The organism is Patiriisocius sp. Uisw_047 (genome assembly GCF_047730165.1).
Classification (GTDB): Bacteria; Bacteroidota; Bacteroidia; order Flavobacteriales; family Flavobacteriaceae; genus Patiriisocius.
Window position 1 is genome coordinate 2,737,708 of the sequence record NZ_CP159834.1, and the last position, 15,711, is coordinate 2,753,418.

General features: G+C 38.0%; 15 protein-coding genes. 8 read left to right on the forward strand and 7 right to left on the reverse strand.

The features are described from left to right. Positions 1–76: 76 nt before the first annotated feature. Entirely contained in the window at positions 77–343 is a 267-nt protein-coding gene (locus ABXT71_RS11920) for a DUF4834 family protein (protein WP_415371583.1), read from the reverse strand. Between the two features lie 70 nt (positions 344–413). Here ABXT71_RS11920 and ABXT71_RS11925 point away from each other — a divergent pair, with 70 nt between their 5' ends. Further along, the gene (locus ABXT71_RS11925) at positions 414–1,493 is read left to right on the forward strand and encodes a transporter (RefSeq protein WP_415371584.1); all 1,080 of its coding nucleotides are present in this window, start codon (positions 414–416) and stop codon (positions 1,491–1,493) included. 15 nt (positions 1,494–1,508) lie between these two features. Then, positions 1,509–2,627: a GTP cyclohydrolase gene (locus ABXT71_RS11930; protein ID WP_415371585.1), complete on the forward strand. Its 1,119-nt coding sequence runs from the start codon at positions 1,509–1,511 to the stop codon at positions 2,625–2,627. A 76-nt stretch (positions 2,628–2,703) separates the two neighbouring features. Here ABXT71_RS11930 and ABXT71_RS11935 read toward each other — a convergent pair whose 3' ends face one another. The 3 genes from ABXT71_RS11935 to ABXT71_RS11945 all read right to left on the reverse strand — a co-directional run bounded on the left by ABXT71_RS11935 (position 2,704) and on the right by ABXT71_RS11945 (position 7,400). Next, on the reverse strand, positions 2,704–3,963 hold the full coding sequence (locus tag ABXT71_RS11935; protein WP_415371586.1) for an aminotransferase class I/II-fold pyridoxal phosphate-dependent enzyme: 1,260 nt from the start codon (positions 3,961–3,963) through the stop codon (positions 2,704–2,706). Between the two features lie 194 nt (positions 3,964–4,157). Beyond that, positions 4,158–5,195 (reverse strand): PLP-dependent cysteine synthase family protein, encoded by a 1,038-nt coding sequence (locus ABXT71_RS11940; protein ID WP_415371587.1) that lies wholly within the window; start codon positions 5,193–5,195, stop codon positions 4,158–4,160. A gap of 72 nt (positions 5,196–5,267) precedes the next feature. Then, positions 5,268–7,400: a S9 family peptidase gene (locus tag ABXT71_RS11945; protein WP_415371588.1), complete on the reverse strand. Its 2,133-nt coding sequence runs from the start codon at positions 7,398–7,400 to the stop codon at positions 5,268–5,270. A gap of 65 nt (positions 7,401–7,465) precedes the next feature. Between ABXT71_RS11945 and ABXT71_RS11950 the strand changes: the two genes are divergently transcribed. Next, positions 7,466–7,789 (forward strand): YbaB/EbfC family nucleoid-associated protein, encoded by a 324-nt coding sequence (locus tag ABXT71_RS11950; RefSeq protein WP_415371589.1) that lies wholly within the window; start codon positions 7,466–7,468, stop codon positions 7,787–7,789. Positions 7,790–7,825: 36 nt separating this feature from the next. On the opposite strand, the gene ABXT71_RS11955 is transcribed toward ABXT71_RS11950, so the two are convergent. Beyond that, the gene (locus ABXT71_RS11955) at positions 7,826–8,854 is read right to left on the reverse strand and encodes a threonine aldolase family protein (RefSeq protein WP_415371590.1); all 1,029 of its coding nucleotides are present in this window, start codon (positions 8,852–8,854) and stop codon (positions 7,826–7,828) included. A 122-nt stretch (positions 8,855–8,976) separates the two neighbouring features. Continuing rightward, positions 8,977–11,388, reverse strand: a complete 2,412-nt coding sequence (locus ABXT71_RS11960) for a zinc-dependent metalloprotease (protein WP_415371591.1) — start codon at positions 11,386–11,388, stop codon at positions 8,977–8,979. Between the two features lie 377 nt (positions 11,389–11,765). Here ABXT71_RS11960 and prfB point away from each other — a divergent pair. The 5 genes from prfB (at position 11,766) to ABXT71_RS11985 (ending at position 15,159) form a co-directional block, all read left to right on the forward strand. Next, positions 11,766–12,876, forward strand: a protein-coding gene (gene prfB / locus ABXT71_RS11965; protein WP_415371592.1) for a peptide chain release factor 2 whose coding sequence is annotated in 2 segments (ribosomal slippage) — positions 11,766–11,828 and positions 11,830–12,876 — 1,110 coding nt in all. Because the reading frame shifts where the segments join, the coding sequence is not laid out codon by codon here. Positions 12,877–13,168: 292 nt separating this feature from the next. After that, positions 13,169–13,561, forward strand: a complete 393-nt coding sequence (locus ABXT71_RS11970; RefSeq protein WP_415371593.1) for an acyl-CoA thioesterase — start codon at positions 13,169–13,171, stop codon at positions 13,559–13,561. Positions 13,562–13,614: 53 nt separating this feature from the next. After that, entirely contained in the window at positions 13,615–13,821 is a 207-nt protein-coding gene (locus ABXT71_RS11975; protein WP_415371594.1) for a hypothetical protein, read from the forward strand. 7 nt (positions 13,822–13,828) lie between these two features. Then, positions 13,829–14,518 carry a HupE/UreJ family protein gene (locus tag ABXT71_RS11980; protein ID WP_415371595.1) on the forward strand — a complete coding sequence of 230 codons (690 nt, stop codon included), beginning with the start codon at positions 13,829–13,831 and terminating at the stop codon, positions 14,516–14,518. 11 nt (positions 14,519–14,529) lie between these two features. Then, complete coding sequence (locus tag ABXT71_RS11985; protein ID WP_415371596.1) at positions 14,530–15,159, forward strand: hypothetical protein; 630 nt, start codon at positions 14,530–14,532, stop codon at positions 15,157–15,159. Positions 15,160–15,512: 353 nt separating this feature from the next. Here ABXT71_RS11985 and ABXT71_RS11990 read toward each other — a convergent pair whose 3' ends face one another. Next, a complete protein-coding gene (locus ABXT71_RS11990) occupies positions 15,513–15,680 on the reverse strand; it encodes a hypothetical protein (protein WP_415371597.1) in 168 nt (55 codons plus the stop codon). Positions 15,681–15,711 lie beyond the last annotated feature (31 nt).

Genomic DNA, 15,711 nt, shown 5'->3' on the forward strand with positions numbered 1-15,711 from the left:
TTAGAAGTCGAAATTAACAAAAATAAGCAAGGTTACCTTGGTGAAGCTTGAGATTTATAAGGTAAAAGTAAAATGCTTACTCCTTGACATCTTCATAATCTACATATTCGCCTGCACTATCATTTGTCTTTCTCGTAGTTGCGGCAGGACGTTCAATAGTGATATCGCCTTCATTTTCTTTAGCTGCTTTAGTGTCAAAAGGATTCTGACCAAAGGACTGCGCAAATTTTTCACCTGCCTTTTTGGTCATATACTTAAGAACGTAGGGCCAAGATAGTTTAATGAGAAACTTTAGCGCAAAGTATACCAAGAGTATAATTAAAAGCGTTTTTAGGAATTCCATAGCTGTTTTTTTGTGAAAATCAAAATTACAGATTGCTATTTAAAAAAGAACAAATCTGACTATTAAATAAATGATAAATCTTATATCTTTGAGGAAACAGATGTTTCATATGCACCAACGTTTTTTCCTCACTATTCTTCTTGCTATAGGGTACTCTGTTTCCCTTTTTGCTCAATACACAGATGAACTTAATTCTAACAGACCAGGAAGCTCTCAAGGTGCTTTTTCTGTAGGAACTAAGGTGCTTCAGTTCGAAGCTGGACTTAGCTTAGGAAAAGAAGATCACCGTCTTGTTTTTACTGAAACGGATGCCTTTATGATTGACTACGCCGTGCGGTATGGTGTTTGGAAAGAAGCACTTGAAGTGAGTATTATGGGTAGTTTTCAAAACAACAATGTTGGCGATACTCGAATGACGGCACAGGAAACAAGTTTTTCAAATTTCCGAAGCAATACCATAGGCGCAAAGTACTTACTATTTGATCCCTATCTTAGGATGGAGAAAAAAGGGCCTAATCTCTACAGCTGGAAAGCCAATCGCAAAATACAATGGGCAGATTTTATTCCTGCCGTGTCCCTTTACGCTGGTCTTAATATAGATTTTATTGAAGATCCCGAAGGAAAGTTTGTAAATAACACGAGGCCTGGTGTCAATAGTATTGGACTTAGCCCTAAAGTGGTACTTGCTACTCAAAACAATTTTGTAGGTGGTTTTGTACTCGTGACAAATATTTACGCAAATAGAGTTACCGATGATGCGAAGCAATATGGATATGTGGTGACATTAACCCATACGCCGACGAGTTGGTTTTCTATATTTGTAGAGAATGAAGGTTTTAAAGGCGACACGTATGCAGACCAATTATTTAGAGGAGGTGCTGCGGCACTTCTAAGCCCTAACTTTCAGGTAGACGCCTCTGTCCTATTAAACTTTAAAGACACTCCCAATCGCACCTATGGTAGAATAGGTGTGAGTTATAGAATAGATAGACACGAGGATGAGGAGTTTATTGAAGATAAAGGAGCAGACGCTCGTAAGGAAAAAAGAGATAAAAAGAATAAAAATAAAGATGCTAAAAAAGCTAAGAAAAAGAAACGTAAAGACGGGGTCGACCCAGAACAGGAGGAAGATGATGGAGGTAAACTATAAGTTTCTTAATGAAGTATGATTGAAGTTAAAAAAATTACCAGCCAACAGGATATTAAAAAGTTTGTAAAGTTCCCTTTCAGTCTTTACAAAAAATCTCCTTTTTGGGTTCCCCCTCTTATCAACGATGAGATAGAAACCCTTGACAGTGAGAAAAATCCAGTTTTTAAAAATGCAGATGCAGATTATTACCTCGCGTACCGCGATGGTAAAGCTGTGGGGCGTATTGCAATCATAATAAATCACGTAGAAATCAATGAGACGGGCAAGAAGAAAGTTCGTTTTGGTTGGTTAGATATGATTGATGATCTAGACGTCACACAGGCATTACTGGCAAAGGCATACGAGAAAGGAGCAGAACTTGGTCTTGAATATATAGAAGGCCCTGTAGGCTTTGGTAATATGGAAAAAGCCGGAGTATTGACAGATGGGTTTGATAAGATGAATACAATGATAACTTGGTATCATCATCCTTACTACGCGCAGCACTTTGAAAAATTAGGCTTTGAAAAACAAGCGACTTGGATAGAGTTTAGCCTGAGTATCCCTCCATCTATAAAAGAAAAGGTGGCCAAATTTTCGGGCATCGTTAAACAGCGCTATTCTCTTTCTGTAATTGAATTTAAGAATAAGAAAGAAATCTTACCTTATGTCGATAAGATGTTTGAACTCTTGAATAAAACGTATAACTCATTACAGACGTTTGTTCCTATTCAACAATACCAAATAGACTATTATAAAGAAAAGTACTTTAGCTTTATACAACCAGACTACATTACTTGTATCAAGGATAAAAATGATGAGTTGGTTGCTTTTTCTATCGTGATGCCTTCTTTTAGTAAGGCCTTAAAAAAAGCCAACGGAAGTTTATTTCCGTTTGGTTGGTACCATTTATGGCAAGCACAACGCAAGAATGATAAGGCTGCATTTTACCTTATAGGTATTGATCCTGAATATCAAGGAAAAGGAGTGACGGCTATTATTTTTGAAGAGATGCAAAATCTTTTCAATTCTAAAGGAATCGATACTGTAGAGACCAATCCAGAACTTATAGAGAACACCGCAGTGCAACTGCTCTGGAAAGACTATAAGCCTGTACAACATAAGGAGCGTAGTACTTTTAAAAAGTATTTATAGCGCAACGACTTGTGTCATACTAAAACTAAAAAAAGCCAGCTATATAGCTGGCTTTTTAAATATCTGTCAAATTGAATTATTCTCCCATTGAAGCCGCAACAGCAGCAGACAATCTTTTATACGTTCCGTTTTCTAAACGCTCACGTATGGATGAGAATGCCTCAAGTGTTTCATCTATATCTGTCATCGTATGAGACGTTGTAGGGATTAATCTAAGTAAGATTAATCCTTTTGGAATCACTGGGTATACTACGATAGAGCAGAACACACAGTGGTTTTCTCTCAAATCTTTTACCAGTGCCATTGCTTCTGGAATACTCCCTTTAAGATAGACTGGTGTCACACAACTTTGTGTAGTACCTATATCAAAACCACGGTCTCGTAAACCTCCTTGCAAAGCTTTTACATTCTCCCAAAGCTTTGTTCTAAGCTCTGGCATTGTACGTAACATATCTAAACGCTTTAATGCACCTTTTACAAGTTGCATTTGTAAAGACTTCGCAAACATCTGCGAACGTAAGTTGTATTTTAAATATTGTATAATTTCATCATCTGCTGCAATAAAAGCTCCTGTAGAAGCCATTGACTTTGCAAAAGTTGCAAAATATACATCTATATCATCTTGTATTCCTTGCTCTTCACCTGCTCCGGCACCTGTTTTACCAAGGGTACCAAAACCGTGTGCGTCATCTACAAATAGTCTAAAGTTATATTTTTTCTTAAGCGCTACAATTTCTTTTAGCCTTCCTTGCTCTCCTCTCATTCCGAAGACACCTTCAGAGATTAAAAGAATACCGCCGCCTGTTTTATTTGCCATTTTGGTAGCACGATCAAGATTCTTCTCGATACTCTCCATGTCATTGTGCTTATACGTAAAGCGCTGTCCCATATGTAAACGAACACCATCTATAATACACGCATGTGCATCTACATCATACACAATTACATCATCTTTAGATACTAAAGCATCGATGGTAGAAACCATCCCTTGATATCCAAAGTTTAATAAATAAGCTGACTCTTTACTTACAAATTCTGCTAGTTCGGTTTGTAACTGCTCATGCAAATCTGTGTGACCACTCATCATACGAGCTCCCATTGGATATGCCGATCCATACTCTGCTCCTGCTTCTGCATCTACTTTACGCACTTCTGGATGGTTCGCAAGACCTAAGTAGTCATTGACACTCCAGGTTATTACTTCTTTGCCTTTAAAGCCCATTCTATTGCTAATGGGTCCCTCTAACTTCGGAAATACAAAATATCCTTCTGCATGCTCTGCCCATTTACCTAAAGGCCCTTTGTCTTTATAAATCTTATCAAATAAATCTCTCATCAAATAAATTTTTCTATAGGTGAACAAAATTAATTAATTTAATCATCAATACCATATAAATTGAGTACACAATTATCAAGGAGATGTTAAGGTTTTGCAAACCAATTGTAGCTGCTTTAATTATCTAAATCAACTTAAAAACAAAAAAGCCCGACTCTATGAATTGGGCTTTTTTGTTTTTAGGTAATCAAGTTTTATTTTATATACTGTACTGCTTTAGTTTGTTCTACAGATTCGTCAAGAAAACCGTTCAGTTTCATCCACTCATCATCATAAATCTTACTCATATAACGAGAACCGTGATCTGGAAAGATGATGACTACTTTACTATGCTCGTCAAAAATGCCTTCATCGTTCAATTGTTTTACACCTTGCATTGCTGCACCACTTGTGTATCCTAAGAACAGTCCTTCCGTTTTAGCAAGCTCTCTTGCTGTTAGAGCACTATCTCCATCAGTCACTTTGGTAAATGAATCTATCTGACTAAAATCTGTCGCCGAAGGAATCAAGTTTTTACCAAGTCCTTCTATACGATATGGGTATATCTCATTTTTATCCAGTTCTCCAGTTTCATGAAATTTCTGAAGTACAGAACCGTACGCATCAATTCCTAAAACCTGTATGTTAGGGTTTTTCTCTTTTAAGAAACGTGCTGTTCCAGAGATCGTACCTCCAGTACCGCTACACGCAACAAGATGTGTAATCTCGCCATTGGTCTGCTCCCAGATTTCTGGCCCAGTTGATGCATAATGTGCATCTATGTTAAGCGAATTAAAATACTGATTGATATAAACAGATCCAGGAGTTTCTAGATGGATTCGTTTTGCTACTTCGTAATAAGAACGAGGGTCATCTGCCGCTACATGAGCAGGACAAACGTGCACTTCTGCACCCATTGTTCGTAACATATCTATCTTATCTTTAGAAGATTTAGAACTCACCGCTAGAATACATTTGTAGCCTTTAAGAGCACTCACCATTGCGATACTAAATCCAGTATTACCAGAAGTTGTCTCAACAATCGTATCGCCAGGCTTAAGGATACCCTTTGCCTCGGCGTTTTCTAATATATGAAGCGCAATCCTATCTTTTGATGAGTGTCCCGGGTTAAAAGCTTCTACTTTTGCTAAGTAAGAACCTTTCATTCCCTTCGTTATTTTATGAAGTTCTATCAAGGGCGTATTGCCTATTAATTCAAGAACGTTTTTGTAAACCTTTTTAGTTTCTTTCATTCAGGATGATTTATATTTCTTCTGAAAATTTAAGTCGTTGAAATATGGGGCAAAATTACAAAAAAAGATTGACTATTGCTTAATCCCCTCTAAGTCAAGTAAGAAGGCGTAATCCATCGCTACTTCCCTTAACGCCTCAAATCGACCTGAAGCACCTCCATGCCCCGCATCCATATTGGTCTGGAATAAGAGCAAATTATCATCAGTTTTATATTCACGTAGTTTTGCAACCCATTTTGCAGGCTCAAAATACTGTACTTGAGAATCGTGCAATCCTGTTGTTACTAGCATATTAGGGTACGTTGCTTTCTTTACATTATCATAAGGCGAGTAAGATAACATATAGTCATATGATTCTTTTTCATTAGGATTCCCCCATTCATCATATTCTCCCGTCGTTAAAGGGATCGTGTCGTCTAGCATCGTCGTCATTACATCAACAAAGGGTACAGAAGCAATAATTCCGTTATAAGATTCAGGTGACATATTTACAATAGCACCCATTAACAATCCTCCTGCAGAACCTCCAGAAGCATATAAATGACTAGCAGACGTATATTTCTGTTCGATAACATATTTTGACGCGTCTATAAAATCTGTAAACGTATTCTTCTTCTTGAGTAATTTACCATCATCATACCATTTCCGCCCTAAATATTCTCCTCCTCTTACATGTGCAATACCAAAAATAAAACCTCTATCCATTAATGAAAGTCTCGCATAAGAAAAATAAGGATCAATAGTAGAACCATAGGAACCGTAGGCATACATTAAAAACGGATTTGTGCCATCAAGCTTGATTCCCTTTTTATATACGATTGAAATTGGAATTCTTGTACCATCCTCGGCTGTTGCCCAAATACGTTTTGACTCGTAATTATTCTTATCAAACTTACCACCTAAAACTTCGGTCTCCTTGATGACCGTCTTGTCTTTAGTTTCCATATTAAACTCCATTACTGAAGCTGGTGTTGTCAATGAATTATACCCATATCGCAGTACCTTCGTGTCAAAGTCAAGATTTGTAGTTGTGTATGCCGTGTACGTTTCATTATCAAAAGGCAAATAATACTCACTCCTATCTGTCCAATTAATGATACGCAACTCGTTAAGACCATTCTTGCGTTCACTCACCACCAAATACTCTTTAAAAATATCTACATCTTCAATTAATACATCTTCACGATGCGGTATTACTTCTGTCCAGTTTTCCAGCCCAGTTTCACCTTCAGGTGTTTTCATTAATTTAAAATTTATCGCAAGGTCTTTATTTGTCACTACGTAAAAGTGATCATTAAAATGTGAAAAACTATATTCTAAGCCTCTGGTGCGAGATTGAAACATGGTAAATTCTGCATCAGGCGTATCCGCATTTAAAATTTGATATTCTGAAGTAAGCGTGCTATTACTCCCTATCACAATATATTTATTAGATTTTGTTTTGTAGATATACGTATTGAAGGTTTCATCTTCTTCGGTAAAAATCACCTCATCGTTTTCAATATCTGTACCCAAGGTGTGTTTTAAAATCTGATTTGACCGCAGCGTCTGTTCATCTTTTTTCGTATAGAACATTGTCTTGTTGTCATTTGCCCAAGTAGATCCACCTGTTGTTACAGGTATATGTTCTTTTAGAATCTCTCCAGATTCCAAGTTCTTAATGTAAATAGTGTACTTACGACGACTTATTGTGTCTACACCAAAAGCCACCAATTTATTATCAGGACTCACATTTATCCCACCTAAGGCATAATACGCGTGATCCTTAGCCATTTCATTTACATCAAACATAATTTCCTCATCAGCATCCATACTTCCCTTTCTTCGCGTATGTATGGGATAATCTTTTCCTTTCTCAAAACGTGAGATGTAATAATAGCCGTTGTATAAATAAGGTACAGAAGCATCGTCTTCTTTTATTCTTCCTTTTATTTCCTGAAACAAATCTTCTTTAAGTGCATCTGTATGAGCGGTCATTTTGTTGTAATAGTCATTCTCGCGTTCTAGATAATCAATAACCTCTGGATTTTCTTTATCATTTAACCAGTAATAGTTATCTACTCTCACGTCGCCGTGAATTTCCATTGTCTTGGCAATTTTATCTGCGGTAGGAGCCTTTGTATTCATAGTATTTTTTGAGGATTGCCTTTTATCACACGAAAGAAATCCTGCCACGATAAGTAATAAAAGTGCTAGATTTTTCATTTAAAGAAGTTTAAGTTTCGAGCTGCAAAGTACTAAATTTGCAGAGAATAATAAAGCAAAATATCATGTTAGGAGACCTTATGGGAATGATGGGAAAACTTAAAGAAACCCAAGAAAAAGTAGAAGCTACAAAGCAGCGATTAAACACTGTGCTAATAGACGAACAGAGTAATGATAGCTTGTTAAAAATTACATTGACAGCCAACCGCGAATTAAAAGAAATTAAGATTGATGACGCGCTTCTTGAAGACAAAGAACAACTAGAAGATTATTTGATTCTCACGCTTAATAAAGCGATTAAAAAAGCCTCTGATGTGAACGATGCAGAACTAGCAGCTGTTGCAAAAGATGGAATGCCAAACATCCCTGGAATGGACATGTTTAAATAAAGAAATTAGGTAAAGTTATTGAAATCTAAAAACAAATCAGCTAGAATATGACCTAATAATGGTCACAAATTTATCGTGCATCTCACTTGTATAATCTTGATGCGTCACTATTCTCAACTTACCGTGTCCCATATTGCTTATTCTCACCCCTTTTTCTTCCAGATCTGCCATAAATTTTTCTTCTGAAATACCATCAACAAGATAGAAGATGACAATATTTGTTTCCGTAGGCTCTACAAGCCTAACATAAACCGCCTCTTCCAATGTTTGGGCCAAGTCTTTTGCTTGATCGTGATCTTCAGCCAGACGTTCTAGTTGGTTTTGCAATGCATATAAACCAGCTGCTGCCATAAAACCAACTTGCCGCATCCCACCTCCTAGCACTTTCCTAATGCGAATTGCGTTTTTCATTATAGAACTTTTACCAACCAGCACGGTTCCTAAAGGAGTGCCGAGTCCTTTGCTTAGGCAAATAGAAATAGTATCAAACACCTTCCCGTAGTTCTTTGGATCTTCGTTCTTAGCCACAATCGCGTTCATCAATCGGGCACCGTCAAGATGCAAGCCTAGCTTATGTGTATCGCACACGGCTCTTATCTTTAAAATTTCAGCAAAATCATAACAGGCACCCCCTCCTTTATTAGTCGTATTTTCAAGACAGACTAAAGAGGTTAAAGGACTGTGGTAAAAATCTGGCGGATTTATATTGTCTACTACTTGTTTTGCCGTAATCATCCCGCGATGCCCGTCTATGAGCTTACAAGAAACACCACTATTAAAAGAAGCACCTCCTCCTTCATAGTTATACACATGTGCCCATTTATCACAGATCAACTGTTCTCCGGGTTGCGTGTGCAGCTTTATAGCCGCTTGATTGGCCATACTTCCTGTAGGAAAAAACAAAGCATCTTCCATCCCAAACAAATCTGCCACATACTTTTCTAGCGCATTCACTGAGGGATCTTCTTTATAAACATCATCTCCCACCTCTGCATGGATGATGGCTTGCATCATACCGGGAGTAGGTTTTGTTACTGTGTCGCTTCTTAGGTCTATTATTTTCATAGTAATGCCCGCGCAGGCGGGTATCTGTTAAATAGTATGTCAAAACCAAAATTGCCCTCGCTATTACGCAAAAGCAATTCATATCTTTTTCTCCGGAAATATTAAAAATTCAATCGCAGCTTTTAAAAGTCACATTGATAAGAACCTATGGGACTTCCATCCGGAATTTTAGGAACCGCTAGTTGTTTAAAATTTTCTGGTGCACGATTAAAACGATCTATTTCTGAAAGTAAAAATACTTCAAAAGCGCCACTTCCCTTCCTTAATTTTGCCGAAATATTTGCAATCCCCTCCATAGCAATTGCCTTAGTCTGCGGAATACTTTGATCACTCACCGAAAGATTCATCAGTTGTTGAAGGTATAAAAACTGCACTGACCGAATAATCTCTTTCTCATACTCCGAACCGGTCCTATTTTTAAAGCTATTATCCTGTAAACGATTCATCACATCCTCGAGACTCAATGCATTTATATCTCGTGCTTTTTGCTGCACCAGACGGTTGGCACGTTGCGGATTAAAAAGTAAACTTAAAGTCATTTCGCCGGCTGTGGCAGCAGCACCTATAGCGTCAAAAGCGACACCCATATTACTTTTAAAAGATTCTCTACTTCGATAATAGCCATAAGCTCGTGGTGGGAATAAAGACAATTTATCTTCTGGTATCGCCAAGTTATCTGGATCTAGAGTTTGTAAAACCACGTCAAGCGCTTGCACTTGCTCTTCCTTATTTAGATTTCTAGTAATGAGTTGCTCATCTCCCTTTACCGCATAATTATAATCCATCCCTCCTATCATTTTTACAGCAGCTTCCGTTTGAAAACGATGAAAGAAATACAGTGGAACAAACACATCTTCAAGCGTAGAATAAGGCTCTCCTGTTCGTATATTATCTGCAGAAAAGTTACGCATCGCGATGCGTCGCATTTCTAAAGCCATCCCTAATCGTGTGGCTGCATTTTTACCTGTATCCCATAAATGTGCCGTGGCGTGAGCACCACCTTCTGGGCGCGCATCTGGATCTGACATATAGCGTAGTCCTTTTGCCTGTGCTTCTTGTAAGATGGTATTTAAATAGGCTTTCTCAGTAGTTGTTGCTGGCACATTTCCGTAGGAATACGCCACCGTTACTTTATCCCATTCCCCTATTCCCGTGTCATATGCTTGAGATACATCTATCACACCATTGCCCTCCTGCAACTGCGGATGCGGATAATCCATCACACTGGCATCGCCGTTTGCACTGGCGGCAAAGTTGTGGGCAAAACCAATAGTATGTCCAACTTCGTGCGCCGCTAATTGCCTAATGCGCGCCAAAGCCATTTCGAGCATCGGCTGGTAATTGTCATCGCTCGATTCAAAAGGCTTGTCTAACATTGCCTGCGCGATCATAAAATCTTGACGAATTCTCAAACTCCCGAGACTCACATGTCCCTTAATAATCTCACCGGTGCGAGGGTCAATGACGCTGCCGCCATAACTCCAACCGCGCGTGCTTCGGTGTACCCATTGGATCACGTTGTAACGCACATCCATTGGATCTGCGTCTTCAGGGAGCATCTTTACTTGAAAAGCGTTTTTGTAGCCTATCGCCTCATATGCTTGATTCCACCACCGTGCACCTTCCAATAATGCTGAGCGCACCGGTTCTGGAGTTCCTGAGTCAAGGTAATAAATTATAGGGTCTTTCGCTTTGGAAATAGCAGCAGCTGCATCTATCTTCTCCAATCGATGCCTAGTGACAAAACGTTTTTTAATAGGTTCCCAGATGGGGGTGCTATAGTCTAAGTAATCCATACTATAACTTCCGCAACGCGGATCAAAGGCTCTTGGTTCATACTTGTCATCTGGCAATTGCACAAAACTTATATGTTGGATTACCGAAATACTCGAGGCATCTGGTGCTACACTTCGTATGTTTATGCCTGCAGGTTCTCCTTTAAAAGTAAGCAGTGATTCAAACTCAGTATTCTGTGGGAAAGATTTAGTGCGCCCCATCCAGAGGGCGCTTCTTGTTTTATCATATTTATACGTTCCCTCTTTTTGGCGTTTTAAAGATTGTGCGATTCCGTGGGCATCTTCCATTAAAAAGGGGGTGAAATCTATAATATAAGAATCGCCTTGGGTGTCTTTTATCTCAAAGCCAAAAAGAACAGAGCGTGCAAAAGCTTCAGAAATAGACTTTCGTTCTTGGGCGTTTTCAGTTTCTGCTCTAAACTTGAGATTGGGCTGTAGTAACAATAACTTGTTTCCGCTTTTGATAAACGTTACGACGGCTTGATCGCCTAGTTGCCCTCTGTCTAGTCCTATGTCATTGCTTCCTAATCCGGTACGCAGGGAATGCACATATAGAAATTGTTCCGCTAGTTTCGTTTTGGGCACTTCTAGATAGAGTTCACCTTTTGCGTCATCGTACTTAAAATCAAAGAAGCCCGTAAAGGATTGTAGGCGTGGTTTTGTGGTGGCCTCTTGTGCGATGATTGTGGTGTTTCCAAAGGCGATAAAGAGGGCAATGAGCAGTATATGTTTCGTCATTGATTGGTTATTTATTTGAATGTTATAAAATTACAGAAAATAAAAGGTTTATTATAATTGGGCTATGGTGTGGTTTAATAACAAAAACGCAAGGGAATACAATGCTGCGATAAGTGGGAATGACAAGCTTTATTGTTGATTAATTGCGCTGCGTTGCGAATCTGCTGATGGCCCGGATTGAAATTGATTCCGCTGCACTTTCCAAGTGAGAAACACAGGATTCAACTTCTACGTCATCTCCATCTTCTTTTTCAAGTTCAAGTTCATATTAACAAATTAGTTTGTGGAACAATTGTGCTTGCGTGATCAATGCGTTATTTTTACATTTCATAATTGAACATCACATTTAACAGATACCCGCCTGCGCGGGCACAAGCATGATTACAAACGACCAACTCCAAGACCTTCGCTCCCGCCTGGACGCGTTAAGGCAATATCTTTGACATAGCACACAAAGAAATCGAGATACAAAACGACGAAGAGAAAACCTTTGATCCTAATTTTTGGAACAACTCGCAGGAAGCCGAGGCTTTTATGAAAGTTTTACGAAGCAAGAAAAAATGGGTGACAGATTATGAAGAGGCCACTACTCTTTATGAAGATACCGAAGTTATTTATGAGTTCTTTAAAGAAGGAGAAGCGCCTGCAGAAAATGTAGAAGACCGCTTTAACAAAGCTTCCGAAGCAATCGAGGCTCTTGAGTTTAGAAATATGCTAAGCGAAGAAGGCGATGCGATGAGCGCCGTGCTGCAGATTACAGCTGGTGCCGGTGGTACAGAAAGTTGTGATTGGGCAAATATGCTGATGCGTATGTACTTGATGTGGGCAGAGCGTAATGGTTATAAAGTAAAAGAACTCAATTTTCAAGCTGGTGATGTGACGGGAATCAAAACTGTGACACTAGAGATTGATGGTGAGTTTGGTTTTGGCTGGCTTAAAGGTGAAAACGGTGTACACCGTCTGGTACGCATCTCCCCTTTTGACAGTAATAATAAAAGGCATACTAGTTTTGCAAGTGTGTATGTCTATCCGCTTGCAGATGATACGATTGAGATTGAGATCAATCCTGCAGATATAGGCTGGGATTTTGCACGAAGTGGTGGTGCGGGTGGACAAAATGTAAACAAGGTAGAAACCAAAGCGATCCTAACTCACAAGCCTTCAGGGATTGTGATTCATAATTCTGAGACGCGCTCCCAATTAGAAAACCGCCAGAAAGCGATGCAAATGCTAAAGTCGCAACTCTACGAAATAGAACTCCGCAAACAACAAGCCCAGCGTGCCGAAATAGAAGGTAGTAAAATGGCGATAGAATGGGGGTCTCAAATACGCAACTACGTTCTCCAACCCTACAAACTAGTAAAAGATGTGCGTAACGGTCACGAAAGCACCAATCCAGACGCGATACTTGATGGCTATATTGATGAGTTTTTAAAAGCCTATTTAATGATGATGGGGCAGCACGGGAAAGCGGATGATGAGTTGTGATATTTATTACGATTAACTTTTGGGGAGCAAGACGCTTTTTTATTGTTACTTGAATTACTTATTACATTAATGTACTATTATAGAATTAGTAGAAGAAGAAGTAATAGGGTTAAGTTGACCTTTATATACAATTAGAAACAGTCTTACAGACACGTAAGTAAATGCAATAGTATTATTTAACTTAAGTTAGCAGCTCTATCCTGTTCAGTTCAAAAATCGCTGAGGATAAAATTATTGTACTTTTAATGAACTTATCCAATAGCATTTCTAAATAATCAAAAAAAAAACCTCAATGAATTTTCACACACGTAAATGGATAAAGCCAGAAGATTTAAACCCAAACGAAACCTTATTTGGAGGGCGGTTGTTAGAATGGATTGATGAGGAAGCTGCTTTGTATGCTATTATTCAATTGGAAAATCCGCGTACGGTTACTAAGTATATGAGTGAGATCAATTTTAGAAGTTCTGCAAAGAAAGGAGATATTATTGAAATAGGATTGAAACCATTAAAATACGGGAGCAGCTCTTTAACTTTAGCCTGCGAAGTGCGTAATAAAATGACCAGAGAAGTTATTATTACGATAGACTCCATCATTATGGTAAGTCTTGGAGAAAATGGAAAACCATATGCACACGGGAAAACAGAAATTGAATACGTGAAGGATAGATTGACTGATGATTAGTCTTTTGAGATCTGCAGAATGAACAAGTATAATTAATATTTAAATTTTTTCACATGAAAACGATCACAATCAGCATTGCTTTAATAATGTCACTAGCTGTATTTACTGCCTGCACTGACAAGAAGAAAACGGAAGAGAACCTTGAAATTGAAGTCATTTCAGAAGAAAATAGCACCTATGTAGATGAAACTATGGAGCAAGATGAAAAAAGAAGACTTGATAGTATTCAACAAGTTAAAGAACACGGGCACGCACACTAATTGAAGTATGAAATTAGCGAAAATAACAAAGTCCATTATTCTCATACTCTGCTGTCTTATTTCTGTTTCGGCATTCGCACACGGTGTGGATGAAGAGACACAGTCATTTTTAACGTCAAACAAAGGAGTTGCTTTTGGGCCTTTTCTCTATATAGGTGCTAAACATATGATTACGGGCTACGACCATTTACTTTTTTTAGTAGGCGTTATTTTTTTCTTATTCAGAACGAAAGAAATTATCACTTATGTTACTTTTTTTACGATTGGGCACAGTGCTACGTTATTGTTAGGTGTGATGGCAGACATTAATGTAAATACCTATATGATTGATGCCATCATTGGTTTATCTATCGTCTATAAAGGGTTTGATAACATGGGAGGATTCAAGAAAGTATTTGGGACACAACCCAATACCAAAGCAGCCGTGCTTGTTTTTGGATTATTTCATGGCTTCGGACTTGCCACGAAACTACAAGATTTTAAATTTGACAAAGAAGGGCTATTCACAAATCTATTAGGTTTTAACTTGGGTGTGGAAATTGGTCAATTTTTAGCCCTGGGATTGGTACTTTTAATTCTCACGTTTTGGCGACAGTACCCTAGTTATTTCAAGTTTTCGCAAATCACGAACATCGTTTTAATGGCAGCTGGATTCTTGTTATTTGGATATCAATTAACAGGATATTTTATTTCTTAATTTAAACTCTTATGACTACAAATAATCAACCTAAATTAAGCAAAGGCCAATTATCAAAATCACTCCTCATTGCCCTACTTATTGGCGCTCTTGTATTGATTACAGCTATTTTACCTGCAGAATATGGTATAGATCCTATTGGGACGGGGGAATTATTTGGTTTTTCTAAGTTATATCAAGACAAGAATATTTCCGAAGTAGTTAAAGCCGAATCAAATTTAAATTTTAAGCAACTGAAAATGGAAAAACTAGGCTCTCCTTCTAGTGTGGCTAAACCTAGTGAAGCCGATAATTCACCTCCCGCACTACAATATCTAGTGAGAGAAGACACCATTTCTGTGGTTGTACCAGCAGAAAAAGGGATTGAATACAAATTTAAAAGTCTTAAATATGGGAGCACCAAATACGAGTGGACTACTGATTCTGGCATTGTGTACATAGATTTTCACGGAGAGGTAAAACAAGAGAATCCGCCACAGAATATATTTTATGAGAGCTATACACTTGCCTATTCTAATAATATGGCGGGAACATTTACAGCTCCTTTTGAAGGGAAACACGGTTGGTATTTTAGGAATGAAACGAAGAAAGCGATTGTCATTACTATCAAACTTAAAGGGCAGTACGAGCTGTTTAAATAAGTCATTATTTTTCTAATATTTTATTTATAACCCTGCCAAACAAACAGTAATCTAAAATTGACATCAATATCACGATTGAACAAAAGAAAAATTCTATGGGCGCCAAAAAATCTACCAATCTTGGTGATTTTGGTATGACCTCATTATTTATCCATCTGTTTTCTTCATAATTAGGTAGATACATCTTCCTAATGTTATTTTTTTAACGATGTTTTTTGTCAACTTTCAGATTTTGTCTTTGCAACGTGGGGAGTAAAAGTTCGCAATATTAACAAAAAAGTCCTTAAGTACTAAAACCCAAAAAACCCGTCTAATTAAAAATTAGACGGGTTTTAAATATTTTAAATAGGAGCTTACTCCTGTTCTCTTTTCTTTTCTTCACGCTTTAATTTAAAATTCTCTAACAACTGTCCACCTATCCAGTAAGGAATAATAGACACTAGAAATATCATTAGCCAAAATCCTATGGTAAGTATCGTTAAGAAAGCTAAAAATCCTAGATATTGGTCAAAATCAAACATTGCGTGTAGTATTAAGTTTTTACAAAGATAG